The sequence below is a fragment of the Streptosporangium sp. OZ121 genome, from assembly GCF_051918885.1.
Lineage (GTDB): Bacteria > Actinomycetota > Actinomycetes > Streptosporangiales > Streptosporangiaceae > Streptosporangium.
Genome location: NZ_JBPXMC010000006.1, coordinates 78,101 through 104,064 on the forward strand (window position 1 = coordinate 78,101; position 25,964 = coordinate 104,064).

Annotated in this window: 19 protein-coding genes; 11 read left to right on the forward strand and 8 right to left on the reverse strand. The window is 72.6% G+C overall.

Features of this window, described 5'->3' with window-relative positions:
* The first annotated feature begins 181 nt into the window (after positions 1 to 181).
* On the forward strand, positions 182 to 1,900 hold the full coding sequence (locus ACTOQ1_RS14185) for a glycosyl hydrolase family 8 (RefSeq protein WP_440067269.1): 1,719 nt from the start codon (positions 182 to 184) through the stop codon (positions 1,898 to 1,900).
* Positions 1,901 to 2,634: 734 nt separating this feature from the next.
* Here the strand turns inward: ACTOQ1_RS14185 and ACTOQ1_RS14190 are convergent.
* From ACTOQ1_RS14190 to ACTOQ1_RS14205, 4 genes are all read right to left on the reverse strand, one after another.
* The gene (locus ACTOQ1_RS14190; RefSeq protein ID WP_440067271.1) at positions 2,635 to 6,321 is read right to left on the reverse strand and encodes a DUF4153 domain-containing protein; all 3,687 of its coding nucleotides are present in this window, start codon (positions 6,319 to 6,321) and stop codon (positions 2,635 to 2,637) included.
* A 154-nt stretch (positions 6,322 to 6,475) separates the two neighbouring features.
* Positions 6,476 to 7,165, reverse strand: coding sequence for a response regulator transcription factor (locus ACTOQ1_RS14195; RefSeq protein WP_362837737.1), 690 nt, complete (start codon positions 7,163 to 7,165; stop codon positions 6,476 to 6,478).
* 163 nt (positions 7,166 to 7,328) lie between these two features.
* The gene (locus tag ACTOQ1_RS14200) at positions 7,329 to 8,300 is read right to left on the reverse strand and encodes a GNAT family N-acetyltransferase (RefSeq protein ID WP_440067274.1); all 972 of its coding nucleotides are present in this window, start codon (positions 8,298 to 8,300) and stop codon (positions 7,329 to 7,331) included.
* A gap of 118 nt (positions 8,301 to 8,418) precedes the next feature.
* Positions 8,419 to 9,423, reverse strand: a complete 1,005-nt coding sequence (locus ACTOQ1_RS14205; protein WP_440067276.1) for a helix-turn-helix transcriptional regulator — start codon at positions 9,421 to 9,423, stop codon at positions 8,419 to 8,421.
* A 190-nt stretch (positions 9,424 to 9,613) separates the two neighbouring features.
* Here ACTOQ1_RS14205 and ACTOQ1_RS14210 point away from each other — a divergent pair, with 190 nt between their 5' ends.
* Entirely contained in the window at positions 9,614 to 10,462 is an 849-nt protein-coding gene (locus ACTOQ1_RS14210) for an arylamine N-acetyltransferase family protein (protein ID WP_440067278.1), read from the forward strand.
* A gap of 102 nt (positions 10,463 to 10,564) precedes the next feature.
* Here the strand turns inward: ACTOQ1_RS14210 and ACTOQ1_RS14215 are convergent, their stop codons facing one another.
* Positions 10,565 to 12,238 (reverse strand): class I adenylate-forming enzyme family protein, encoded by a 1,674-nt coding sequence (locus tag ACTOQ1_RS14215; RefSeq protein WP_440067280.1) that lies wholly within the window; start codon positions 12,236 to 12,238, stop codon positions 10,565 to 10,567.
* 144 nt (positions 12,239 to 12,382) lie between these two features.
* On the opposite strand from ACTOQ1_RS14215, the gene ACTOQ1_RS14220 reads away from it, so the two are divergent.
* The 4 genes from ACTOQ1_RS14220 (at position 12,383) to ACTOQ1_RS14235 (ending at position 18,988) form a co-directional block, all read left to right on the forward strand.
* Complete coding sequence (locus tag ACTOQ1_RS14220; protein ID WP_440067282.1) at positions 12,383 to 13,951, forward strand: serine/threonine-protein kinase; 1,569 nt, start codon at positions 12,383 to 12,385, stop codon at positions 13,949 to 13,951.
* The gene (locus ACTOQ1_RS14225; protein ID WP_440067284.1) at positions 13,948 to 15,924 is read left to right on the forward strand and encodes a hypothetical protein; all 1,977 of its coding nucleotides are present in this window, start codon (positions 13,948 to 13,950) and stop codon (positions 15,922 to 15,924) included. The genes ACTOQ1_RS14220 and ACTOQ1_RS14225 overlap by 4 nt, the downstream gene beginning before the upstream one ends.
* The gene (locus tag ACTOQ1_RS14230; protein ID WP_440067286.1) at positions 15,917 to 17,479 is read left to right on the forward strand and encodes a serine/threonine-protein kinase; all 1,563 of its coding nucleotides are present in this window, start codon (positions 15,917 to 15,919) and stop codon (positions 17,477 to 17,479) included. The genes ACTOQ1_RS14225 and ACTOQ1_RS14230 overlap by 8 nt, the downstream gene beginning before the upstream one ends.
* A 174-nt stretch (positions 17,480 to 17,653) precedes the next feature.
* Complete coding sequence (locus tag ACTOQ1_RS14235; protein WP_440067288.1) at positions 17,654 to 18,988, forward strand: hypothetical protein; 1,335 nt, start codon at positions 17,654 to 17,656, stop codon at positions 18,986 to 18,988.
* 30 nt (positions 18,989 to 19,018) lie between these two features.
* On the opposite strand, the gene ACTOQ1_RS14240 is transcribed toward ACTOQ1_RS14235, so the two are convergent.
* Positions 19,019 to 19,936 carry a winged helix-turn-helix transcriptional regulator gene (locus tag ACTOQ1_RS14240; RefSeq protein WP_440067289.1) on the reverse strand — a complete coding sequence of 306 codons (918 nt, stop codon included), beginning with the start codon at positions 19,934 to 19,936 and terminating at the stop codon, positions 19,019 to 19,021.
* 258 nt (positions 19,937 to 20,194) lie between these two features.
* Between ACTOQ1_RS14240 and ACTOQ1_RS14245 the strand changes: the two genes are divergently transcribed.
* From ACTOQ1_RS14245 to ACTOQ1_RS14260, 4 genes are all read left to right on the forward strand, one after another.
* A complete protein-coding gene (locus ACTOQ1_RS14245) occupies positions 20,195 to 21,646 on the forward strand; it encodes a carotenoid oxygenase family protein (protein WP_440067291.1) in 1,452 nt (483 codons plus the stop codon).
* A 35-nt stretch (positions 21,647 to 21,681) separates the two neighbouring features.
* The gene (locus ACTOQ1_RS14250) at positions 21,682 to 22,851 is read left to right on the forward strand and encodes an acetyl-CoA C-acyltransferase (protein ID WP_440067292.1); all 1,170 of its coding nucleotides are present in this window, start codon (positions 21,682 to 21,684) and stop codon (positions 22,849 to 22,851) included.
* On the forward strand, positions 22,848 to 23,876 hold the full coding sequence (locus tag ACTOQ1_RS14255) for an LLM class F420-dependent oxidoreductase (RefSeq protein ID WP_440067294.1): 1,029 nt from the start codon (positions 22,848 to 22,850) through the stop codon (positions 23,874 to 23,876). Before ACTOQ1_RS14250 ends, ACTOQ1_RS14255 begins: the two co-directional genes overlap by 4 nt.
* Positions 23,877 to 24,002: 126 nt before the next feature.
* Entirely contained in the window at positions 24,003 to 24,194 is a 192-nt protein-coding gene (locus ACTOQ1_RS14260) for a hypothetical protein (protein WP_440067296.1), read from the forward strand.
* 72 nt (positions 24,195 to 24,266) lie between these two features.
* Here the strand turns inward: ACTOQ1_RS14260 and ACTOQ1_RS14265 are convergent, their stop codons facing one another.
* Both ACTOQ1_RS14265 and ACTOQ1_RS14270 read right to left on the reverse strand, forming a co-directional pair.
* Complete coding sequence (locus tag ACTOQ1_RS14265) at positions 24,267 to 24,578, reverse strand: DUF3817 domain-containing protein (RefSeq protein ID WP_440067297.1); 312 nt, start codon at positions 24,576 to 24,578, stop codon at positions 24,267 to 24,269.
* Positions 24,579 to 24,607: 29 nt separating this feature from the next.
* A complete protein-coding gene (locus tag ACTOQ1_RS14270) occupies positions 24,608 to 25,486 on the reverse strand; it encodes an SURF1 family cytochrome oxidase biogenesis protein (RefSeq protein ID WP_440067299.1) in 879 nt (292 codons plus the stop codon).
* 132 nt (positions 25,487 to 25,618) lie between these two features.
* Here ACTOQ1_RS14270 and ACTOQ1_RS14275 point away from each other — a divergent pair, with 132 nt between their 5' ends.
* On the forward strand, positions 25,619 to 25,795 hold the full coding sequence (locus ACTOQ1_RS14275; protein WP_350971244.1) for a hypothetical protein: 177 nt from the start codon (positions 25,619 to 25,621) through the stop codon (positions 25,793 to 25,795).
* Positions 25,796 to 25,964 lie beyond the last annotated feature (169 nt).

Sequence of the window (25,964 nt, forward strand, 5' to 3'; positions counted from 1 at the left end):
TGTTCGCCACATCCAGCGCTCACCTTCGTTCTCCCTGCCCATGTCCTGGATTTCCCCTCGATCACGGAGTGGGGGAATTTGGGCCCCCCACCCCCCTTGACCGTAGCGTGTCAGGGATGGTGCCATCTTTCACTAGTTAGGAACCTTTCCTAACTAGATGATCGCAGAGAGGGCACCCCCTGTGCATGCGAGATTGTGCCTCCAACGCCTCCAGCGCCCCCCACGCCCCTCGACCGTCCTCGTCCTGGCACTGGCGTCGGCACTGATCGCATCGGTGTTCGTGCTGGCGGCGCCGCCCGGCTTCGCCGTGGACTCCCTGCTCTCCCAGGGCCGCCCGGCCACCTCGTCCTCCGACGAGGACGCCACGCTGCTCCCCGGCGCCGCCTTCGACGGCGACACCGCCACCCGCTGGGCCTCCGCCGAGGGCCACGACCCCGAGTGGATCCGCGTCGACCTCGGCGCCTCCGCCACGATCTCCCGGGTCAGGCTGACCTGGGAGGCGGCGTACGGGAAGTCGTACCGCGTCGAGGTCTCGCCCGACGGCTCCACCTGGACCACCGCCTACTCGACCACCACCGGCGACGGCGGCGTCGACGACCTGGCCCTGTCGGGCACCGGCCGCTACGTGCGGATGTACGGGACCGCGCGAGGCACCTCCTACGGCTACTCGCTGTACGAGATGGAGGTCTACGGCAGCACGGGGGGCACGACCCCGACGCCCACTCCGACGATCACCCCGTCCCCCGGCGGCCCCGGCGTGCCGTTCGGCTCCCACAAGATCCCCTACGCGGCCGGGATGCTGCGCCCGACCGGCGCCCAGGCCACGCTCGACCAGAAGGTGGTCGACTACTACCAGCGCTGGAAGGCCGCGTTCGTCAAGCAGAACTGCGGCAACGGCTGGTACCAGATCATCTCCCCCGACGCCGACCACCCGTACGTGGCCGAGGCGCAGGGCTACGGCATGGTCATCACCGCCACGATGGCCGGGGCCGACCCCGACGCGAAGAAGATCTTCGACGGCCTGGTGAAGTACGTCCTGGCCCACCCGTCGTCGATCACCCCCGGACTGCTCGCCGCCGAGCAGAACACCTCCTGCCAGAGCGTCAACGGCGGCGACTCCGCCACCGACGGCGACCTGGACGTGGCCTACGGGCTGCTGCTCGCCGACCGGCAGTGGGGCAGCTCGGGCACCTACAACTACCGGCAGCTCGCGATCAATCACATCAACGCCATCAAGGCCGGTGAGGTCAACGCGACCACCAAGCTCATGAAGCTCGGCGACTGGAGCAGCGCGGGCGACCAGTACTACTGGATCAGCCGTTCCTCCGACTGGATGATCGACCACTTCAGGGCGTTCCGCAAGGCCACCGGCGACACGACCTGGGACACCGTCCGTACCAACCACCAGAACCTGATCGCCTCCCAGCAGTCGGCCTACGCCCCGAACACGGGCCTGCTCGCCGACTTCGTGGTCAACACCAACACCACCCCGAAGCCCGCGCCGGGCCAGGTGCTGGAGGACGCCAACGACGGCAAGTTCTGGTGGAACGCCTGCCGCGACCCGTGGCGGATCGGCAACGACGCGGTGACCAGCGGCGACGCAAAGTCGCTCGCCGCCGCGCGCAAGCTCAACACCTGGATCAAGGCCAAGACCGGCGGCAACCCGAACAACATCGCGGTCGGCTACTCCCTCAACGGCACCCAGATCTCCGGCGGCAGCGAACCGGCCTACTTCGCCCCGTTCGCGGTGGCGGCGATGACCGACTCCGGCAGCCAGGCCTGGCTGGACGCCCTGTGGAACAAAATGCTCAGCACCCCGTTCACGGCGAGCGACTACTACTCCACCAGCATCCAGCTTCAGGTCATGATCACCGTGACCGGCAACCACTGGGTCCCCTGATACCCGCCCGAACCAACGCGACCCCCGTCTTCGGACGGGGGTCGCGCTTTTCATTTCTTCCCGGCCTCGGATTCCGGCCTCAATGCTCACGCGTTGACAGCATGCCGGTTTCATGTAATTTTAGGTCAGCGCTGACGTCCGTCCTTGCGTCGATCCCCATGCAGGAGAACGACGTATCACAGATTTCAGCGACGAGCACCGCTCCCCCGAGAGGTAGTTTGTCGTGCCCGCTTTTCTGGCTGCTCTCCTGGCAGCGATTCCCTGGCTCACCTGTGCCCTCGTCTGCTGTCTGGTGGGAACGTACGCGGCAGCCGTTCTAATGGCACTTCTGCATTCCGATCCGAAACGCCGGGCTGACGCGAGAGCGGTCCTTGACCGGCACGCTCTCACGGTGCCGCACAGGAGAAAGAATTGACGACCGTGCGACCTCGAACATTTCTCACCCGGCCGATCCTCCCGTCATCGTGTTTCAGTCGGCGTGACCGCGACCTTGATGCCCTTGATGCCTTTGATTAAGAATCCGGCGGGGATCCGCACGCGCCGCCAGTGAAAGTGCCGCGGGCTTCGAAACCGTTCGGCCCGTCCTTCTTCCCGGCCCGCTCACCACCCCGGTGCGGCCTCGGTCCGCGGGGCTCACCGACTTCGGCCTCGCCTCTCACCCGGGCGATCACTTCGGCGCGGAGCCGACGCCGCGATCGCGTACGTCGGCTCCGCTGCCTGCCGGAATGTTGGGATCAGTCCTGGTCCGGAATCTCCAGGCGGGAGAGCGTCTGCGGGCATGAGGCGCCCCTGTCGACCGGGCGCCGTTCCAGCAGTTCCCTCGCCTCGCGACGGGCCAGGTTCCAGCCGTTCCACGGGTCGGGCCCGACGAGCTCGTTGGCCGCGATCACGTCTCGCAGGACGCAGCTGCGGGCCGGCTCCGGCAGCCTGTCCAGGGCGGGCACGGCCTCCGCGCCGAGGTCGCCGAGGTATTCGAGGTCGACCCGCTCCACGCCCCGTACCGCGATCTGGGTCTCCGCGACCCGCAGGTCGGGGTTCCAGACCGCGAACGCCAGCAGGGAGGCGCTCGTCATGATGACGACGGTCCTGGGCAGCCAGCGCGCGTGCCCGCGTCCGGTGAGCCGGGCCGCGCCCGCGACGAGGACCAGCGCGAAGATCCCGCCCAGCCACAGCACCGTCGCCGACACCGAGGCCCGCAGCCGGGACAGGCCGTAGGCGTCGGCGTACAGGTCCAGGCGGTGCAGCGCGGAGAACAGGATCACCAGGGTCAGCACGCAGAGCACGCCGAGCAGCCCGGCCATCAGCCAGCGGTCGGCTCCCTTGAGCTCCAGCGTCCCCGAGGCGACCGCCACGATGGCCAGCACGAACACGCTGACGACGACGAGCTGGAAGAACCCGGAGCGCGCGTACTCGGCGTAGGTCAGCCCGGTCGCGGACAGCACCCACCGGGTACCGCCGAACAGCACAGTCAGCTGCATCCCCACGAACGTGGCGAACAGCAGGTTGAGCGCCGTCAGCGGGGTCACCCAGAGACCGCGCCCGACCGTGACCTTCAGGTCGGGGGCCTTCGGCTCGGCCACGGGCCGCAGCCCCACCAGCACGGCGGAGGCGACCACGATCGCGAAGACGACGAAGAGGAGGATCCGCAGCGGCATCGACTCCGCCCACTCCTGCGCGCTGAACACCCGCTCGACGGCCTCGGCGAAGACCGCGTCCGCCGAGGCGAACAGCGCCCCGAACACCACCAGCAGCACGACGGTGAGCCCGCCCCCCAGCAGCAGCGGCATCACGCGGCGGCGGGACGCGAGGCCCTTCAACCTCGCGCCGAGGAACCACGGCACCGGCAGCAGGCCCAGGACCACCGACGCGGCGCCCCTGATCACCCCGAGCCAGCCGCGCCCGGCCCCCGACAGAGCGAGCGCGGCCGTCAGGAACCCGGCCAGCAGAAGGATCCCGACCAACCAGTCCGCGTCCCTGAACATCACCGTCGCGACCAGCCCGTAGGCGATCGCCCCCATCCCGGCCGACCAGGGGTTGATCCTCCTGCGCGCCGCGGGGATCGCCGCCAGCCCCATCGCCGCGGCCACCAGCACGAGCCCCAGCCCCGCCCTGCTGTACGGCACCGCGACCGCGGCGAGCGCCCCGACGGCGGCCGAGACCGGCAGCACCCAGCGGGGCGTGTCCGGCAGCTCGGGCCGGGGGAAGATCGGCGGTGCCTCGTATCCGCCGGGATCCCCCGGGCCCCGTCCCCCGCCCGGCCGGGAGACCGCCGACGAGCCCGTCGCCCCTTCCCGGGCGCCTACCGGCGGTGCCCCGCCTTCCCGCCGCGAAGCTTCCGGACCCGCCACGGTGACGCGCTGCGCGACGGGTCCCCGCGCCGGGGAACTGGGCGGGGGCTGCTCGGCGGGGGCCAGGATGTCGTCGGTGGGCGTGGTGGCGCCGATGACCGTGCCGACGAACGCGCCGACGGTCAAGATGGCGGCCCCGGCGAACGCGGCCAGCAGCGGGGCGATGCTCGAGAGGCCGATGCCCACGATCACGGCGCACACCAGCCCGCCGACGCCGCCGACGAACACCCCGATGACCGCCCCCGCCCAGTTCCGCATCACGACCGGCTTCTGACGCGCGCTCCCCCCCTGGGCGAGAACGGGCCTCGGGGGGTACGGCTGCGGGGAGGGCCGTACGGGAGGAGAGGATGTGGCGGCGACGTCGGGGACGGCGGCTCCGGGGGCCGTTCCGGGGGTGGCTCCGGGGGCCGGAGCGGCGGGCACCGGCCCGGACGTCACGCCGTGCCCGGGTTCGCCCGTGGCCGTGACCGGGTCGGCGGAGGTACCGGGCGCCTCGCCGGTCTCCCGAGGTTCGGGCACCCGAACGGGTCCGGCGGCCTGAACGGCCCCGCCCGGTTCGCCCGGTTCGCCGGGGCCGGACCCCGGACCGGTCACCGAGCCGCTCACCGGGCCGTCCGGCGAACCGGTCACCGGACCGGCCGCCGGGTCGGCCACGGAAGCGGTCACCGGACCGCTCACCGATCCGGACGCGGAAGCGGTCGCCGCGACCTCTCGCGGCCGGGACGCCTGCCCGGCCCCGGCCATCTCGCGGACCCCGGGCTCCCGGCCGGTTTCCAGCGGTTCACCCGGTTCGTAGGGTCCAGCGCCCTGAACGGATCCGAAACCCTGAGCGGATCCGGAACCCTGATCGGCCCCGGACACCCGACCGGCTTCCACCGGTTCGTCGGATCCGGAACCCCCGGAGACCCCGGCTGCCTCGCGACGTCCGGACGGCGTACCGGCCGCGGACGGGACGAAGGGCGCGGGAGCCGCCGGCCCCGTGGGGGCTTCGCCGGGAGGGGCCTCGCCCGGGGCGACGGCGTCCGCCTCCGCGGGGAGGGAGCCCTTGGCGGGGAGAGACGGGGGGTTCATCTCGATCCTTTCCGGAAGGTCGGCCACGACGTGGCAGCCGACACCGTCGTCGAAGTGAATGGAGCCGCCGTGGAGCTCGACGATCTCCTTGGTGATGGCCAGGCCCAGCCCGGCGCCGCCGTCGTCGGCGGCCCGGCCCGCGTCCAGGCGCGAGAAGCGCTCGAACGCCCGCGCCCGGTCCTCGGCCGCGATCCCCGGCCCCTGGTCGCTCACCCGCAGCCGGACGCCCTCTCCCCTGGCCGTGGCCGTCAGCACCACCAGCCCTCCGGCGGGGCTGTGCCGCACCGCGTTGTCCAGCAGGTTGGCGAGGACCTGCGCGAGCAGGTCGGGATCGGCGCGCACGCTCAGCCCCTCCGGGACCTCGCAGCGCGCCACCACCCCCTCCCTGGCCATGACGGCCTCCCGCAGGGCCTGCTCGCACAGCTGGCGCAGCTCGACGTCCTCGCGCTCGATCAGCCGGGCCCCGGACTCCAGGCGGGACAGGTCGAGCAGCTGCGCGACCAGCCGGCCCAGCCGCTCGGTCTGGGCGAGCGCGGTGCCGAGGGTGACGGGATCGGGGTCGGAGACCCCGTCGACCACGTTCTCCAGCACCGCCCGGAGCGCGGTGATCGGCGTACGGAGCTCGTGACTGACGTTGGCCACCAGCTCCCGGCGCTGCCGGTCCACCTCGCCCAGGTCGGCGGCCATCGCGTTGAAGGCGCGGGCGAGCTCGCCGACCTCGTCACGGGAGGACGCGGTGACCCGCAGGCCGTACCGGCCCTTGGCGATGGTCTGCGCGGCGGCGGCCATCTCGCGCAGCGGTTTGGTCATCCCCCGCGCGAGCAGCTGCACCATGATCAGTGCGAACACCGCGGCCACCGCGACGCGCACGTTGCGCGAGTATCCGGCGTTGATGCCGACCTCGTTGACGACGAACGCCGCCACCACGGCCAGCAGGATCACCATGCCGAGCTTTATCTTGATCCGGCCCAGGAAGTCGAGAGGTCTCAATGGTCGGCGCATCCCGGTGTTGGAGGTGAAGGGCACATGAGTGTCTGAGTGACGGAGAGGGCGATCGGTTCTCGTCCGGACGCGAGCGCCGTTTCCGGGGCGTGCCGGCACGCCTCCTCGCGGCCGTACCCGAGCACGTGTCCACCGGCCGCGCCGGAATGCCCGCTCACGGTTTGACGAGGGCGTAACCGACCCCGTGGACGGTACGGACGACGCCGGGGCCGAGCTTTCGGCGCAGGGCCCGCACGTGGCTGTCGACCGTGCGGGTGGCCGCGGCCTCGGAGAAACCCCAGATGTCGGCGAGCAGCCGCTCGCGCTCGAAGACCTGGCCGGGGCGCTCGGCGAGGCGGCAGAGCAGGTCGAACTCGGTCCTGGTGAGCTGGGCCTCGGCGCCCCGCACGTAGACGCGGCGCTCCGCGGTGTCGATCTCGACGTCGGCGAGGCGGATGACCGTGTCGGCCACGGCCAGCTGGGAGGCCCGCTCGACCCTGCGCAGCAGGGCGTGCACCCGGGCGACCAGCTCGCGCATGCTGAACGGCTTGGCCATGTAGTCGTCGGCCCCGACCCCGAGTCCCACGAGCAGGTCGGTCTCCTCGCCCAGCGCGGTGAGCATGAGGACCGGCACCGGCCTGGCCGCCTGCATGCGCCGGCACACCTCCAGCCCGTCGAGGCCGGGCAGCAGCCGGTCGAGCACCACCACGTCGGGCCCCGTCCTCGCGTAGGCGGCCAGCGCCGCCTGCCCGTCCCCGACGACCTGCACGTCGAAACCCTCGGCGGCCAGCCTGTGGCGTACGGCCCGCGCGATCGTCTCGTCGTCCTCGACCACGAGGACACGTCGTTGTTGAGGGGTTGCCATGTCCGGCAGCGTAGACCGGAGCCGTGCAGAAGACCTGTGGTGAATTGTGCAGATTCTGCGCACCCGGTGGCGGAGGCGGCCCACCGAGCAGGGCTCTCGCGCGGACGAGGGCCCTGCCCGGCCGGGCCGGAGAGGCCGGGATCAGGCCGGGATCAGACGGGAATCAGGTGAGGATCAGGCGACGGCCGGTGATCCGGTAGCCGATCCGGGCGAACGAGGCCGCCATGGGCGCGTTGCCCACGTCGGTGTTGTCCTTCACCTCGGGCTCGCCCTCGGCGACGAAGATGTGCAGCGCCTCGGTGACCAGGTCGTCGGCGTAACCGTGGCCCCGGTGGGCCGGGTCGACCCCGAGGTAGCCGATCGTGGCGTTCCTGGAGTTGCGCGTCGCCATCACGATGCCGACGAGCTCCCCCGACGCGTCGTAGGCGAGCCGCCACCGCCGACGCCCGCCGGGCATGTCCGCGACCTCGGCCACGGTCTTCTCGGCCGTCGCCCTCGCGCCGCTGCCGGCGAGGTTGCGCCGGTCCCAGTCGTCGAGGCTGCCCTCGGCGACGCGGGCCAGCAGGTTCACCACCACCTCGTCGTCGTCGGCCGGGGCGAAGGTGAGCCGGGCCGACCTGGGCGGCAGGCCGTACTCGGGGAGCCAGTGCAGGTTGAGCCGCTCGACGGACCGCCGCAGCCCGGCCTTCTCGGCGGCGGCGATCCGGTCGGAGGCGTCCGCGAACGCGTCGGGGCGCTCTCGCCAGTCGGCGGGCAGGAACAGGTGGTAGTCGGGCCGCGCCCCGGACGGCGTGGCGTACCCGGGCGTGACCAGGGTGGCGTACGCGGCCCGCAGCAGGGCGGCCCCCACCTCGATCCGGTCGGGGCCGAACCCGGGGTCGAGCCAGTCGAGGCTGAAGGGGTGCTCGGAGCCCGGCGGACCCCAGAAGGCGGCCCTGGCGACGACCTCGTCGCCGCGCAGCGCGACCCAGACCCATTCGGGCCGGTAGCCGAGCTCGTCGAAGGGCAGGTGGCGGGCGCCGACGCCGGAGGCGGGGAGCGGGCCGTAGCGGTGGAACAGGTCGAACTCGCCCGCTTCGAGCGGACGGAACCGCAGATCGGACATGGAACGGTCGGGCAGGGACAGCTCAGACAAGCGAAACTCCAGAAAGCGGGTGCGCTTCCCGGGCTCAGGCGGCCTGTCGCCCGAGGCGGGAGCGCGTGACCAGGTTGGCGAACATCTGCTCCTCACCTCCTCACACTCGAAGGGACGGTCAGGCTACCGGCGTGTCCGGCTCGGGCTCAACCGAATAAACCGGACTTCCGCTCGCCGCGCGGGTGAACCGTTCGCCGGTCGCGCGCAGGTAGTCCCGGAACTCGGCCGGCCGGACCACCTCGACGTCGGCGCCCAGCGCGGCGAGGACCAGGACCGGCCACTCCATCCCGTCGGCGTTCATCAGCAGCCGGCACGACCGGTCGTCGACGGCCTCGACCACCCCGCCCAGGGGTGTCGCGACCCGCTCGACGTCGGCGACCGCCGCCTGTATGACGACCACGATCTGATACTGCGCCGGCATCGACGTGATGCTGTCGCGGACGAACGCCCCGGCGTCGCCGCCGGGCAGCTCGCGCGGGCGGAACCGGGCGCCGGTCGGCTCCGCGCCGGCCAGCCGGTCGACGCGGAAGGTCCGCCAGCCGTGGCGCTCGACGTCCCAGGCGACGAGATACCAGCGGCGTCCCAGCGACACGAGCCGGTGCGGCTCGACCAGCCGGGTCGTCCGGTCGCCGTCGCGCGCCGTGTACTCGAACCGCAGCCGCTCGTCGTCCCGGCACGCCTGGGCGATCACCGTCAGGGCGAGAGGGTCGACCGTGGGCCCCCCGCCGGCGACGGCTGGCACGGTGTAGGCCCGCAGCGCGTCGACCCTCCGCCGCAACCGGGGCGGCATCACCTGGACGACCTTGGTCAGCGCCCGTACCGACGTCTCCTCGATACCGGCCACGGCGCCGCCGGCCGCCGTCCGCAACCCGACGGCGATGGCCACCGCCTCCTCGTCGTCGAGCAGCAGGGGCGGCATGGTCGCGCCGGTCTGCAACTGGTAGCCGCCCGCGACACCCCGGTTGGCGTCGACCGGGTAACCCAGCTCGCGCAGCCTGTCGACGTCGCGCCGCAGCGTCCGCTCGCTCACGTCCAGCCGGTCGGCGAGCTCTCCGCCCGGCCAGTACCGATGGGTCTGCAGCAGGGACAGCAACCTCAGCATCCGCGCACTCGTGTTCGCCATGAGCCCAGTTTCCCGCTGATTCCGGTCAGAAAGTGACCTGAATAAATGTGACGTGACTCCCATGGACAGCCGCTGTTCTTCCTGGCGCTGTTCTTCCTGGCGCTGTTCTTCCTGGCGCTGTTCGCGGCCGTTCCCGGGAAAGCGCATGTCCGACGCCGGGCCGCGCCCACCTCGGCGTTACCGTGACGGAGTGATCGATGTCACCGCGTACCTGCGCAGGATCGGTGTGAAGGTCGACGGACCTCCGAGCGCGGAGTCGCTGCATGTGCTGCACCGGGCACACGTGGAACGTGTGCCCTACGAATGCCTGGAGATCTGGCTGGGCCGCCCGACGACCGTCGACCCGGTGGAGTCGGCCGCGCGGATCGTGCGGGGCCGGGGCGGCTACTGCTACCACCTGAACGGGGCCTTCTCCCTGCTGCTGAAGGCGCTCGGCTACCGGGTGACCCGGCACCTCGGCGGGGTGCAGGGCCGCGCCGGGGGTCCGGCGAACGTGGACGGAGGCCACCTCGTGCTCACGGTCTCGGGACTTCCCGCTCCGGGCAATCCCGGCGGGGAGTGGCTGGTCGACCAGGGCCTGGGCGACGCGATCCACGACCCGCTCCCGCTCGTCGAGGGCACGTACCGGCAGGGCCCCTTCACCTACGGCCTGCGCCCCTCCGAGGTGGCACCCGGCGGGTGGCGGTTCGACCACGACCCGCGCGGCGACTTCCTCGGCATGGACTTCCGCGCCGGGCCCGCCGGGATGCCGGAGTTCGCCGCGATGCACCGGTTCCTCTCCACCTCACCCGAGTCGGGCTTCGTCCGCGTGGCCACGGTCCAGCGGCGCGACGCGAACGGTGTCGACATCATGCGGGGTCTGGTCCTGACCCGTCTCGGCGACCGCGAGCACACCCTGACCGCGCGGAGCGAACGCGAGTACTTCGAGATCCTGGCCGACGTCTTCGGCCTGTCCCTGCCCGACGTCACCCCCGCCGAACGCGCCAAACTGTGGCAGCGCCTGTGGACCGCCCACGAGGAGTGGTCCGACTCGTACTGACTCCTCGGACACGGCACGGCCCGCGCGACGGCCCGCGCGGGCCGGTCCTCCCGGCGGCCCGGTCGCGGAGGACCACGGCCGCCGGGGTGGGGGTCGGGGGATTCAGCCGTTCGCCGCCAGCGACTCCTTCAGCTCCCGCTTGAGGATCTTGCCCAGCGGGTTGCGGGGCAGCGCCTCGACGATCTCCAGGCGTTCGGGGAGCTTGTACGAGGCGATGCCCTTGCCCCGCAGGTGCTCCACGACCGAGGCGAGGTCCACGGCCTGATCGGGCTTGGGGACGAGAACGACGCAGACCCGCTCGCCGAGGACCTCGTCGGCGTAGCCGACCACCGCCACCTCGGCCACCGCCGGGTGCCCGGAGACCAGCGCCTCCAGCTCGGCCGGGGCGATGTTCATGCCGCCCCGGATGACCAGGTCCTTGGCCCGGTCGACGTAGCGCAGGTACTGCCCCTGGTCCCCGGCGATCTCGAACACGTCGCCGGTCATCAGGTAGCCGTCCTTGTCGAACGGGTCGGCGGCGGCCGTGCCCGGCAGGTAGCCGGAGAAGACGGTCGGCCCCGACAGACGGAGCTCACCGGGGACCCCGGCCTCGACGATCTCCTCGCCGAGGGGGTCGACCAGCTTGGTCCTGGTCGCGCCGAGGGTGCCGGGCCGGCTGGTACCCGGGGCGTCGGGCCGGGGGAAGAAGCGGGCCCTGTCCTCGGGGTCGGGCATGTGCACCGGGTCCGAGAGGAGCGCGACGCCCTCGTTGGAACCGAAGAAATTGATGATCGCGATGCCGTACCTGTCCTGCCAGCCCTTCACCATCGACGGTGGCAGCGGCGCCGAGCCCGAACCGATCCGGGTCAGCGTGGTGAGGTCGGTCCTGGCGAGGATGGCCTCCTGCTGGAGCAGCATCGTCAGCAGCGCGGGCGGGGCCAGGGTGTAGGTGACGCCCTCGGCCGCGATCTGCCCGAGGTAGGTCGGCAGGTCGAACGGGTGGTGCTGGACGAGCACCGCACCGGTCTTCAGCCAGGGCAGGAAGACCCCGCCGATCCCCGCCATGTTGACCATGGGGAAGGGGTTGAGGATGACGTCGTCCTCGGTGAGCCCGGGAGCCGCGGCGCAGGTGGACGCGACCGCGAGCCAGTCGTAGTGGCACCTCGGCACACCTTTGGGAGTGGCCTCGGTACCGGAGGTCCAGCAGATCGTGACGGGGTCGGCGGGGTGGGCCTCGTACGACTGCGCCTGGGGATGCGGGTGCGACTGCGGCTCGTGCGGGGAGGGGTCGGACTCGCCGGAGGGGGCACCCGGAGGGGAGGCGGCGTCGAGGTCGGCGCCCCAGGTGAGGGCCGGGACGATCGCAGGCACGCGGGCGGCGGCGGTCGTCGAGGTGACGAAGATCATGGCCCCGGCGAGGGCGCAGAGCTGGTTCAGCTCGTACTCGCGGTACTGCACGGGGAACGGGGTGACCACCGCGCCCACCCTGATCGCGGCCAGGAAGGTGACCGCGAGCTCCACGCTGTTGGGCAGCTGGACGGCGACCACGTCCCCGGGTCCGGCGCCCCGGCCGCGCAGCACCCCCGCCACCCGGTCGACCTCGGCGTCCAGCTCGGACCAGGTGAGCCTCTTGACCCCGCCGGGCAGCAGGTCGGCCTTGTTGGGCGGGTCGGCGATCGCGAGAGCGCCGGGGCGGGCGCTCACCTGGGCACGGAGCAGCTGGTCGATCGTGTCTCCGGTCCACCAGCCGCCGGCGGTGTAGTGGTCGATCCGCTCTTGCGTGTGCAGGCGCTTCATCGCGGCTCCAGGGGCGTCGTGAGGATGCTCGTGACACTACGAAAACAGAAGCCAGGGGTCAATGGATGAGGCGGAATCATCGTTCATTGGTTCATGTGCCGGTAAGTGACTATGTTGCTGTCCGCGATGGGATAAGCGAACGGGGTGAGCGGGATCGACACTCGAGTGCTGGCAGGCCGTTACCGGCTGCTCAACCCTCTCGCCGAGGGCGGGGCGGGCACGGTCTGGCTCGCCGCCGACGAGACGCTCGGCCGCGACGTGGCGGTGAAAGAGGTACGGCTCCCGCCTGACCTCGACCCCGTCAGACGGCAGGAGGTCTTCGCCTCGGCGATCCGCGAGGCCAACCTCGCCGCCCGGCTCAAACACCCCTCGATCGTGACCGTCCACGACGTGGTCATCGACCAGGAACGGCCCTGGCTCGTCATGGAGCTGCTGTCGGGCTCGTCCCTGGAGCAGACCGTCCGCGACCGGAGTCCGCTTCCCGCGCACCAGGCGGCCAGGATCGGCGTGGGCATCCTCAGCGCGCTCGGCGCCGCCCACGCCGCCGGGGTGGTCCACCGCGACGTCAAGCCGGGCAACGTCTTCCTCACCAGGACCGGCAAGGCCGTCCTCACCGACTTCGGCTTCGCGGTCGCCGACGGCGAGGCCACCTCGGGCCGGACCGGCCACCTGGTCGGCTCGCCCAACTACATCGCGCCCGAACGGCTGCGCGGCGAGCGCGGCGGCCCCGCCTCCGACCTGTGGTCCCTCGGTGCCACGCTCTACTTCGCCGTCGAGGGGGTACCCCCGCACCCGGCGGAGACCCCCATCGCGGCGATCAGCCGGGTGCTCACCGAGCCGCCGAGGCCGCCGGAGCGCGCCGGCGAGCTGGGCCCGCTGCTGACGCGCATGCTCGACCCGGTCCCCGAGGCCCGGCCGTCCTTCGAGGCCGTCGCCCGCTCGCTGGGAGAGCTGGCCGCCGGTCGTACGGTCACCGGGATCCCGGCCGCGCCTCCCGCCCCCTCGCAGTCCCCGGCCCCCGTCCCCGCCCGGCCCCCCGAGCCGCGCCGGAGCCGCACGGCGCTGTGGGCCGCCGCCGAGACGGCCGGGATCGCGGTGGTCATCGGGGTCACCTTCGGGGTGACGTTCCTGCTGACCTCGAACCCCACGGCCGCCGAGAAGCGGGTCAGGCTCAGCGAGAGTCCCGGCGCCTTCGCCACGCCGGTGGACGTGTGCAAGCTCATCCCCGGCGCCACGGCCAGACAGCTGCTGCCCGCGCTGGCGGGCGAGGGCAAGCCGACCAACGACGGCGGCTGCCAGTGGCCGGCACCGGGCATGGGGCTGGAGGTGCGTCTCTCCGGCCCCGACCAGTGGGGCAAGAGCCCCCGGCAGGCCCACGAGCTGTTCGTGAACCGGCGCCAGAGCGTCATACCGAGCGGGGAGAACGCCTGGAGCTGGCCGGAGATCCAGGCCGGCATCCGCTCCTCCCGCTCCACCGCGCCGACGACGGTGAAACCCGTCGGGGACGAGGCGTTCGGCTACGACGTCTACGAGAACCGCAAGACCGGCAGGCTGGAGCAGAGCTACGTGGTCATACGCGTGGACAACCTCGTCCTCGACGTCGGTTACACCGTGGTGGACGGCAGCAAGGACGGCCCGGCGATCCAGGCGGGCGCCCACACCACCGCGACGTGGATCGCGAACGCGTTGAACAAGCAGAAAGCGAGCGGATGAACCATCCAGACGTCCCTCGATCGCAGGGCAGGCACGCGGGCGGGCACACCGCTCCCCCCGCGCCGGGGCCCGGGATCGCCGGAGCCGAGGGCCCGCCGATGCTTGAGCAGAGCTCCCTGGAACAGGTGATCGCCCGGTTCGGGCCGATGTCCCCGCAGCAGGCCGCGGTGGTCGGGGTGGCCGTGCTGGACCAGCTCGTGGCGATGCACAGGCAGGGCATGCTGCACGGCGACGTGCGGCCGGGTTCGGTGCTGCTCGGCCCGTACGAGCAGATCGTCCTCGCCGCGCCGTCCCTGCCCTCCTCGCTCTTCACCTCTCCCGAGGGGGTGACCAGCCCGGCCGCCGACCTGTGGTCGCTCGGCGCGACCCTCTACACCGCCGTCGAGGGCCGTCCGCCGTCGCCCGGCGGCTCCCTGGACAACGCGGGCCCGATCGCACCCGTCCTGTTCCACCTGCTCGCGGGCGACCCCGCCCAGCGGCCCGACCCGGGCGTCCTGCGCGGCGCCCTGATCGACGTCTCCCAGTACCGTCCCGAACCTCCGGCCGCGCCACCCCTCTCGGGCGCGTTCCCGCCGCCCCCGGGGAGTTCGCTCCCCCAGGTTCCGGGAGCCCCCGATCCGGGAGCGTCCGTCCCCTCCGTTCCCTTCCCTTCCTCCGCGCCCGGAGCCTCTGCCCCCGGAGCCCCTGCCCCCGGAGGCCCGGCCGCCTTCGGGCAGGGGCCCCTCCAGGGTCCCGGAGCACCCGGCGCGCCGGGGCCGCACACCGCGCCGGGACCCGGAACGACCGGACCCGGAACGACAGGGCCGGGCGCGGCCGGACCCCAGGGGCTCGACACGACCGCGCTGCCCGGGAGTCCCGGGGTCCTCGGACCCCTCGGAGGACGGGAGGGGGGCGACACCCCGGTCGCCGAGGGCGAGGTGACCGCGCCCTTCAGGAAGAACCTGACCGAGCAGATGTCCGCCATCACGGCGAAGCTCCCCCCTCAGGACGTCCCCGTCCCCTCGCAGGTCGCGCTCTCCTCCTCCCCGGGAACGCCGATCGTCTGGCAGGCCCCGCCCTCGATCCCGCCGCAGCAGGACGCCGTCCACCAGGGCCCGCCCCACCCCGGCTCCCCCCAGCAGGGGCCGCCTCATCAGGAATCACCCCCGCAGGGGCCGCCCCGGCAGGTGACGCCCCAGGGGGGACGATCCCACTCCGGCGCGCCCGGCTCCACGCCACCGCACCCGAACCCGCCGGACGCCCCCGCCTCACGCGAGCCCGCCCGTCACCCCTCCCCGGCGGCGGGGGACGGGCCCACCGAGCGGACGACACGGCCGGCGGGGGTGCTCGTACCCCGGCCGGTCGTGGCGCTGACCGGTGTGCTGCTCTTCGGCATGGCGGTCACCATCGGCGTCCTTCTCACCTCGGTGGTCGCGAACTCGGACGACGGCCTCTCCGCCGCCGAGCCCTCCGGCGCCAAGGGCCGCTTCGCCACGGCCCCCCGGGCCTGCAGCCTGCTCGACGACAAGCAGGTGAACGAGGTCGTGCCGGGCTTCAAGAGCTCCGAGGTCGAGCGCTCCGTCTGCAACTGGCTCAACCAGCACGACTGGCGCAAGCCCAACGTCGAGAAGTACGACCTGCGGGTCCGGCTGATCGCCCAGAAGCAGGACGGGTCGGAGGTCGCGAGGGCCAGGGAGTATCTGGCGGGCAAGAAGAAGGACCTCGTCGACAAGGGCCAGTTCACCACTCCCAAGCCCCTGCCGCCCAAGGACCTGCGGGGCATCGGCGAGGAGGCGTTCACCTCCGGCGCGTACAACTCCATCAACCTGTACGGCGGCTCCTACAAGGCGACCGTGGTCTTCCGGATCAGCAACCTGATCGCCGAGGTCGACTACGAGCGGGGCGGTGTCAAGGAGGACCCCGACGGCAAGATCTCCGAAGGCGCGCTGAAGGTGGCCCGCTGGCTCACCGAGTCCCTGAAGACCGATGACTGATCGGATGGCGGGCCCGCTGCCCGTGCTGGCGGGCCGCTACCGGGCGCTCGCGAGGCTGGGCGCGGGAGGGATGGGCGTGGTGTGGCGGGCTCGCGACGAGCTGCTCCACCGCGAAGTGGCGATCAAGGAGGTCAAGCTCGACCCGAACCTGCCCGAGGCGCAGCGCGCCGAGGCGCGGGAGCGCACCCTGCGCGAGGCGCGCGCCGCGGCCAGGCTGGGGCACCCGTCCATCGTGGCCGTACACGACGTCGTGGCGCAGGACGGCCGCCCGTGGATCGTGATGGACCTGGTCGACGGCCGTTCGCTGGAACAGGCGGTCCAGTCCGAGGGACCGCTGCCGCCCCGGCGGGTGGCCATGATCGGCCTGGCCGTCCTGGACGCGCTGGCCCTCGCGCACAGCCGGGGCATCGTGCACCGCGACGTGAAGCCGGCCAACATCATGCTCGACAGGAACGGCGGGGTGCTGCTGACCGACTTCGGCATCGCCACCCTGGAGGGGGACGTCCAGCTCACCTCCCCGGACGCCCTGGTCGGCTCCCCCGCGTACATGGCCCCCGAACGGCTGCGCGGCGGCGACGGCCCGGCCACCGACCTGTGGTCCCTGGGGGCGACCCTGTACACGGCCGTCGAGGGCCGCAGCCCCTTCCGTCGCGACACCTCGGCCGCGACCATCGGCGCGATCCTCACCCAGGAGGCGCCCCCACCCCGCCGGGCGGGGGACCTGGCTCCGGTGCTCGTCGCGGCGCTGGCCAAGGATCCCCGGCAGCGCCCGGGAGAGGCCGGGCTGCGCGCCGCCCTGCGGCAGGTCTCCCAGGGACTGCCCGCGCAGCCGCTCTCCCAGCTCGCGCCCGCCCTGCCCGGCCCGCCCGTCTCGCCCCTCTCCGCGCAGGAGACCGTGCCCGGGAGGCGGGTGGCCTCGCGCCGTCGTACCGGCCTGATCGCCGGGGCCGCGCTGGCCGCGGTGGCGGTGCTGGCGACCGGGGCGGTACTGCTGACGACGACCGCGAGCGACCCCGAGGCGTCCGGTTCCCAGTCCCCGGCGCCGCCTGCGGCCGGCGCCGGGCGGTTCGCCACCGTGCCCGACGCCTGCTCGCTGCTGTCCGCCGCCCAGAGCCGGGCCGTGGCGCCCGGCTCCACTCCGGAACCCGCGGAAGGGCTGAAGGAAGGGGAGGCCCGCTGCACCTGGGGCGGCCCGACGGAGGCGCGCTGGTTACGGCTCTCACTGACCCGCAAGGAACCCGTGAGGGCGAAGACCGCCCCGGAGGTGGCCCACGAGTTCTTCGCCTCCGAACGCACCAGGATCGTCGCCGATCGGGGGGAAGGCCTCCTCGGCGAGACCGGCGCCCTCCGGAACGTCGGCCGGCTGGGCGCGGAGGCCTTCGCCTACGACGTGATCGTGCTGGACCGGGTCAACTCCACGGTTCGTTTCCGGATCAGCAACCTGCTGGTCGAGGTCGACGTGTCGCGGGAGGGCGAGCGTCCGGACGCCGCGCTGCGCGGGCAGGCCCTCCGCGTCGCCCGCCAGGCCGCCGAGAGGCTGAACAGCCGTGACTGAGCACCCCCGGCCCGCGCTCGGCGCCGCCACACCCGAACGACCCACACCGCTCGGCGCCGCCGCACCCGCACGGCCCCCACGCTTCGACACCGCACCCGGACGACCCACACGGCTCAGCCCTGCCGCGCCCGCACGACAGGCACGGTTCGCCCCCACCTCCCCCGGACGACCGACATGACCGATCCGAACCTGCTGGCCGGTCGCTACCGGCTGCTGGAGCGCCGCGACCGGGCCGGGACCAGCTGGCGCTCCCGCGACGAGCTGCTCCAGCGCGACGTCACGATCACCGGGATATCGCTCCCGTCGCCCGGCCCGCACCGCGACCGGCTTCTCGGCCGCATCCGCGCCGCGGCCGACTTCAGGCATCCGAACGTCATCACCCTGCACGACGTCGTCTCCTTCCCCGACCGGGTGTGGCTGATCCTGGAGTCGGTCGAAGGCCGCTCGGTGCTGCGGACCGTCCGGGCCGAAGGACCGCTCACCTCCGAGCGGGCGGCCGAGGTCGGGCTGCGCGTACTGGACGCGCAGACCGCCGCCCACGGGCGAGGCGTTCATCTCCTGGCCGGCCCGGAGAGCGTGCTTCTCACCCCGGACGACAGGGTCGTGGTCACCGACTTCGCCATCTTCGACGCCACCGACGAGCTGCGCGACCTGGGCGCCGTCCTGTTCACCGCCGTCGAGGGACAGGCCCCGGGGACCGGCCCGCGCCCGGCGGACGGCACCGCCCCCGCCTTCGGGGACGTCGGCGAGTCCGGCCCCGCCGCGGGGGACACCGGCGCGACGGACTCCGGCCCGCTGGCTCCGCTGCTGGAGGGCCTGCTGGCGGCCGACCCCGCCCACCGCCCGGACGCCACCACGACCCGCACGGTCCTGCTGGGACTCACCTCCCGCCCCGCGAGGTCCCGCCCCGCGAGGTCCCGCCCCGGCCGCCTGCCTCTCGTGGCCGCCGCGCTCGCCCTCCTGGCCGTCGGCGGTACGGCGTTCTGGCTCTGGCCCCGCCCCGCGGCCCAGCCGCGGAGCGCGGTTCCGGCGCCGCTGCCCACCTTCTTCGCGAAGGCTCCTGACCCGTGCTCCCTGATCTCGGGGGAACACGCCGGACGTCTCTACCTCACTCCTTCCCCGTCGAGAAAGGAAAAGGCGTGCCACTGGACGGCGGCGGACCCGACCGCGCCCGACAGCCTCCGGAACACGCTGGAGATCACCGTCGTCCGCGAGCCGAAAGCGGCGCTCGCGCACGCCACCTACCTTCGCCTCCGCTCAAGGGACGCGAAGGACACGCGGATCGTGAGCGCTCCGGCCGACGTGCCCGGTCTCGGCGACGAGGCCTACGTCTACCAGCTCAGCAACGGCCATTCGAGCGTCAACTCGGTGGTCGTCCTCCGGGCGGGAAACGTCGTGACGGCCCTGCAGTATCACCGGTTCACCGTTCCGGACGCCGGCGGCAGAGGGTACGCCGGAGCGCTCCAGGCGGCCCGCTGGGCGGTCGAGTCGCTGCGCGGCCGGAGATGAGCGCGGCCGGGGACGAGCCCCGGAGCGCCGTCACCCCGGTAGGACGAAACGGACCTCGCGCCGCTGGAGCGGCCGGCCGCACGCCCGGCACAGCAGGACCGGCTGGAAGGCGGCGCCGCAGGGCGCGTGGGTGATCGACAGGGCCGAGCCCTCGGGGGCGGGGAGCTCGCGCTGGGCCCAGTCGACCAGGAAGGCGAAGACCTCGAAGAAGGCCAGCCCCTTGTCGGTGAGCCGGTACGAGCCGTCGGGCCGGGCGTCGAAGACGCGCAGCTCGACGAAGCGGCGCAGCCGGTCGGTGAGCACCGAGGGCGCGATGCCGAGACCGGACTGGAAGTCGACGAAGCGGCGGATGCCCAGGAACGCCCCGGCCAGCACGCTGGTGCTCCACCGGTCGCCGAGGATCTCCATCGACGCCGGGCAGTAGCCGATCAGGTCGGCCGGGGCGTCGGAGCGGACCGTGCGGCGGTGCCGCCGCGGCGGGCCGATCCTGGAGAACGTGGCCAGCGGGCCGGGCTCGGTCCGGGTGTCGCGCGCGCTCGTCGGCTCCAGGCAGGAACCGCACCCCAGGTACGGTTTGGCGTCCTGGCCGCACTGCTCGTGCAGCAGCGGCGGGAGCCGCCCCGGATCGACCCAGTCGCGCTCCCACGCCTGGATGGCCACCAGCAGGGCCCACAGCTGGAGCCCGCGCTCCGTCAGCCGGTACTCGTAGCGGGTGCGTCCGTCGCGGTACGCCGACAGCTCGAAGATGCCGTGGTCGACCAGTTCCCTGAGCCTGGCGGCGAGAACCGACTCGGAGATGCCCAGCGCGTCGCGCCAGCCGGCGAAGGTCCTGATCCGCAGCAGGAACGCCCGCTGCAGGATCAGCAGCACCCACCGGTCTCCCAGGATCACCAGCGCCTGCCCGATCGCACTGAGCTCGGCTCGCGGCTCCCGCCCAGTGCCGTTCACAGCCTGTCCTCCCGATGGTCGCGTGGTCGTGCTCGTCGCCGGAGGGCGGGGCCGTACCCGTTTTCGGCGAACACGGCGATGTTCGTCGTCATCAAGCATGATCGCGCCCGTTTCCGGCGAGCACGGTCGTTCCCACTTCCGGCGAAACCGCCAAACTACCAACCCGGCACCCCCCGGACGGCTCGGCGCCCCTCCTGGCCACGCGTCGGCGGAGGACGGTCATTGACGAGCTGACTTCTTTTATCATAGCGTCAAAGCATGGCGGAACCTGTGATGGTCATGGACGAGTCGGGCGAGCCGAATCCGTACCTGCTGGGCGTCTACGCGCCGGTCCAGGACGAGATCACGGCCGAGAACCTCAAGGTCATCGGCGAGATCCCGAAGGACCTCAACGGCGTCTACCTGCGCAACGGGCCCAACGCGCGGTTCCCGATGAAGGGGCGCTACCACTGGTTCGACGGCGACGGCATGGTGCACGCGATGCACTTCGAGAACGGCAGGGCCCGTTACCGCAACCGCTACGTCAGGACCAGGGCGTTCGAGGCCGAGTCGGCGGCCGGGCGGTCCCTGTGGACCGGCGTGATGGAGAACCCGAAGGGCAACCCGTTCGGCAACACCCGCGGGCTCGGCCTCAAGGACTCCGCCAACACCGACGTGATCTTCCACCGCGGCCAGGTCCTCACCACCTGGTACCTGTGCGGCTCCCCGTACGGCATGGACCCCCTCAGCCTGGAGACGCTCGGCGTCGAGACCTTCCTCGACACGCTGACCGGCGACTTCATGGCCCACCCCAAGGTCGACGAGCGGACCGGGGAGCTGTTCTGGTTCGACTACGGGCCCCGCAGGCCCTACCTGCGCTACGGGGTGGTCGGCGCGGTCGGGCAGGTCGAGCACTGCGTGGAGCTGGAGCTGCCGGGGGCGCGGCTGCCGCACGACATGGCGATCACCGAGAACCACGCGATCCTCATGGACCTTCCGCTCTACCAGGACATGGACGCCGCCCGCCAGGGCCGCTACAAGCTGACGTTCAACCGGGAGCTGCCCTCGCGCTTCGGCGTCATCCCCCGGCGCGGGCAGGCGCACGAGATCCGCTGGTTCGACGCGAAACCCTGCTACATCTACCACGTCGTCAACTCCTGGGAGGAGGACGGGGAGATCGTCCTGGACGTCTGCCGGGTGAGCCGGCCCGCGCCCGCCGGGGGCGGCAGCCCGCTGGCCCGCATGATCTCCTACCTCAAGCTCGACGCGCGGATGTACCGCTACCGCTTCGACCTGAGCACCGGCCGCACCTCCGAGGGGTTCGTGGACCCGGACCACAACACCGAGTTCCCCTCGGTGGACGCCAGGCTGACGGGTCTGCGGTCGCGCTACGCCTACAACGTGTCGGTCAAGGACGCCGCGACCAACCTCTTCGACGGCCTGGTCCGCTACGACAACGTGAGCGGCGCCAAGGAGACGTACTACTACGGCGAGCACCGCTACGGCAGCGAGGCCCCGTTCGCGCCGCGCGACGGCGCGACGGACGAGGAGGACGGCTACCTCGTCAGCTTCGTCACCGACGAGCGCGAGGGCACCTCCGAGGTGCAGGTCCTGCACGCGGCGAACCTGGGCGCCGGGCCGATCGCCCGGATCGTCCTGCCCCAGCGGGTGCCGCTCGGCTTCCACGCCACCTGGGTACGCGCCGACCAGCTGAGGGGCTCGACCACGTGAGGCCCGCGTACGACCTCCGAAGGGAGCCGGAACAGATGACGACATACATCTACGAGACCGTCAGGACCCCCCGGGGCAAGGCGAGGCCCGGCGGGGGGCTGGCGGACGTGACGCCGCTGACCATGCTGGAGAGGCTCCTGGACGCCCTGCGCGAGCGGACCGGCGTCGAGCGGGCGGACGACATGATCGTCGGCTGCGCCTCGCAGAACGCCGACCAGGGCGGCAACCTGGCCAGGACCGCGGCGCTGACCTCGGGCTTCGACGCGCCCGGCATGACCGTCAACCGCTACTGCACCTCGGGCATCGACGCGGTCCGCACGGCCTTCGCGCTCGTGCAGTCCGGGCAGAGCCGCACCGTGGTCGCCGGAGGGGTCGAGTCGGTCTCCCGGGTGCCGATGTTCTCCGACGGCGGGCCGCTGTGGAGCGACCCCGCGGTGGTGGACCGGGTCGGGTCGATCCACATGGGCACCGCGGCGGACCTGGTCGCGACGATCGAGGGCTTCGAACGCGAGGAACTCGACGCGTACGGCCTGCGCACCCAGACCCTGGCCGCCGAGGCGTGGGCCGCCGGACGCCACGACCGCTCCCTGGTGCCGGTCAACGACCTGCGGCGCGACGAGCACGTGCGGCCGGGCGTGACCCTGGAGGCGCTCGCCGCGATGGAACCCGCCTTCGCCGGCCAGGACGACCAGGACGCCCTCGTCCGCAGGCACCGCCCCGAGGTCGGCGAGCTGCGCCACCTGCACACCCGGGGCACCTCCCCCGGCCTGTGCGACGCGGCGGGCCTGCTCCTGATCGGCTCCGGGACGGCCGGCGCGCAGCTCGGCCTGCGGCCCAGGGCCAGGATCGTGGGCACCGCGACCGCCTCCGTCGACCCGGTCACCATGCTCACCGCGGGCCAGCTCGCGGTCGAGCGGGTCATCGCCAGGGCCGGGCTCACCCCCGACGACGTCGAGGTCTACGAGTTCGCCGAGGCGTTCGCCGCACTGTGCCTGAAGTTCCAGCGGGACCTGAAGGTCGGCGAGGACCGCTTCAACGTCAACGGCGGCACCATCGCGATGGGCCACGCCTTCGGCGCCACCGGGGCCATCCTCGTCGCCGCCTGCGCGGACGAGCTCGAACGCCGCGGGGCCCGGTACGGCGTCGCCGCGGTCAGCGGGGCCGCGGGCAGCGGTTCCGCCGTGCTGCTGGAGCGTGTCGCGTGAGGCTGGGCGTCTCCCTGGGACTCTGGCAGGACCGGCCGGCCGAGGAGGCCCTGCTGACCGCGAGGGCCGCCGACGAGCTGGGCTACGACGAGCTGTGGGTGGGCGAGATGGCCACCTACGACGCCTTCGCGCTGGCCACCGCGATCGGGCTGTCCACCGGCCGGATCGGGCTCACCGTCGGGCCGCTGGCGGTGGCCGTACGGGACCCCATGATGATCGCGATGGGGGTGGCGTCGGTGGCGGGCCTCGTCGGGAGGCCGGTGAACGTGGCGGTCGGCACGTCGAGCCCGCTCGTCGTCGAGGAGTGGCACGGCAGGTCACGGGCGCGGTCGGCCGCCGTGCTGCGGGAGACGGTACGGGCGCTCAGGCCACTGCTCGATGGCGACAAATCCGATTTTTCAGGTGAATGCGTGAAGAGTCGCGGCTATCGGCTCCGGCTCCCCGCGCCCCGCGCCGAGCTGACCGTGGCCGCCTTCGGCGCCTCCGCCGTGCGGACCGCCGCGACGGCCGACCGGATGGTGCTCAACCTGATCACCCCCGCCTCCGCCGCCCGCCTGACCGCCGACCTCCGCGCGGCGGCGCGGGAGGGGACGGCACGGACACCGGCGCAGGCGCAGGGTGCGGCCTTGGCGCAGGGGCAGGGGCAGGGTGCGGCACCGGCACCGAGGGTGGCGGCCTGGGTGACCGCCGCGGTCGACCCTGGGCGCGAGGCGGTCGACCGGATACGGCGCGCCGTCGTGGGATATCTCGCCGCGCCCGGGTACGGCGAGATGTTCGCCGAGGCCGGATTCGGGGACGTGGTCGCGTTCGCCAGGACCCGCCCGCACCCCCGCGAGCTGCTGGCCGCCGTCCCCGACGGCCTGCTGGAGGCGGTCGCCCTGATCGGCGACGTGGACGCGGCCCGCGAGCGCCTGCGCGCGTACGCCGACGCGGGCGTGGACGAGGTGGCCCTGGTCCCGGTCGGCACGGACGCAGACCCCGGCGGCATGGCGACGCTCAAGGCGCTCAGGGCGCTGGCTCAGTAGCGAAACCCGAAGGAAAAATCACGATATATCTCGGTTGGAACCACCTCGGTAGCTCCACACGTTGGACCGGCGACGCAGAATGAACTACAGACGGGGCGTCCGCCCCGCGTTCGGAGGATGTTGAGGATGTCGCCCGTCCAGAAGTACGCGATCGGCGCCGGAGCAGTGGTGTTCCTGTCGTGGCTGTTCCTGCCAGGTTTCGTGACGCTGCTGATCCTCCTGGGCGTCGTCGCCGCCCCGGTCGTCGGCTACCTGATGCTCGACCCGTCACAGCGCGAGCGTCTCAAGCGCTCGCGCCGCCGGGGTCTCGGCCGCTGACCCGGCACGTGACCGCCCACCTCGCCACGGCACGGCCCGGCCACGCGAACCCGCGTCTCCGGGCCGGGCCGGTCAGGCGGCGGCGGTCGCGAGCTCCGATTCCACCCGGCGGGTGACCCTGCGCTCGAACACGAACGAGAGCAGCGGCACGGTGCCCGCGAGCATCACCCCGAGGATGTACGGCCACGTCCAGCGCGCCTTCATGCCCAGGTTCATCGTGGCCACGAGATAGAGCATGTAGAGGAAGCCGTGGATCGGAGAGACGATCTTCGAGGGCTCCTCGATGCCGAAGCCGTACCTGAGCACGATGCAGGTGACCAGGACGAGCAGCATCACGCCGACGATGTAGGCCAGGATGCGAAAGGGCTTGAGAGCGGATTCCACGGTCGGTTACCTCGGTCTTGGGGTTCGGTTCACGGGGCGGTGCGGGCTGGTAGGGCGGGGGTTTCCGGCTCGGCCCCCGGATCGGGCGCGGACTCGGCGCCGCTCCCGGGACCGGCGTCCCCGGGAGCGGCTCCGGGACCGGGGTCAGGGCCGGAACCGGAGGCGGGAGGGACGCCGGAGTCGCGCTCCCGGGTGCGGCCGCGCAGCGCGTCGCGGACGAAGTGCCACCACATGAAGACCGCGAACAGCCCGAAGATCCACCACTGGGCGGCGTAGGCGAGGTTGCGCCAGGTGAGCCCGCCCCGCTCGGTCGGCGGGGGAACGCTCACCGGCCTGGCCGCGACCTCGGGGGGCGGTGACTGGGTGGCGGCGACCAGGAACCCGTCGCGCAGCTTCGTACCCCGCCAGACGTTGATCAGTTCGGCCGACGAGACGGTCAGCACCTGTCCCGGCGGTAGCTGCCGAACCCTGCGCTGGACGCTGTCGGTGGCCTCCGAGGGCCGCAGGCGCCCGCTGACGGTCACCCTGCCCCCGGAGGGAGCCGTGACGGCGGGGTCCCCGGCCGTGGCCACCCAGCCGCGCACGACCGGGATGGAGGTGCCGTCGCCGAGGTCGAGCGGCGCGAGCAGCCACAGGCCTCCGTCGCGCTCGGCCACCAGGAGCTGCTTCGAGGCGTCGAAGGTGCCCTCGGCGGTCACCCGGCGGCTGACCTTGTCGGCCGTCAGGTGCTCTCCGGGCGCGGTGAGCGTGGCCACCGCCACGGGGGCGGGGTCGAGCAGCGACTGGGGCCTGCCGGACTCCTCGAAGACACCGAGCTGCCACCTGCCCAGCAGACCGCACACGACGAGGGCTCCGACCGCGAGCAGGTGGAGCGCCACCACGCGGGCGGAGAACAGGATGCGGAGCATGGCACCACGCTATCCGCCCCGGTCGGCGGTCCGGCCCCCAGCACCCGCCCATGGCCGGGCGCCGGGACATCCTTCCCGTGAAAGTGGACAAATCCGTGTTGGAGGGTATCCCGTATCGCTAAAGTCATCCCCATGTCTGATCCTCAGCCGATTGACCCCGCGGGCAACACCCAGGCGTTCCGTGCGTTCGCCCAGCGCAAGGACCCGGAGGCCGCTCCCGAGAAGCGGTCGCTCGCCCTGCCGATCACGGCGGCGGTGGTGGTGGCGGTGCTGGTCGTCGTCGCCGTGGCCGCGTACCTGCTGCTCTGACGACCGGGGGGTCCACAGCGCCGACGGCATCGCCCTCGGCGCTTTTCGCGTTACCGAACGGTCGGGAGCTCCCGGGACGGGAACATGCCGAACCGGCCGGGCGTCTCCGGGGACGAGAACATACCGACCGGGCGGTCTGGAACGACCCGCCCTGCCGCGAGGGTGGACG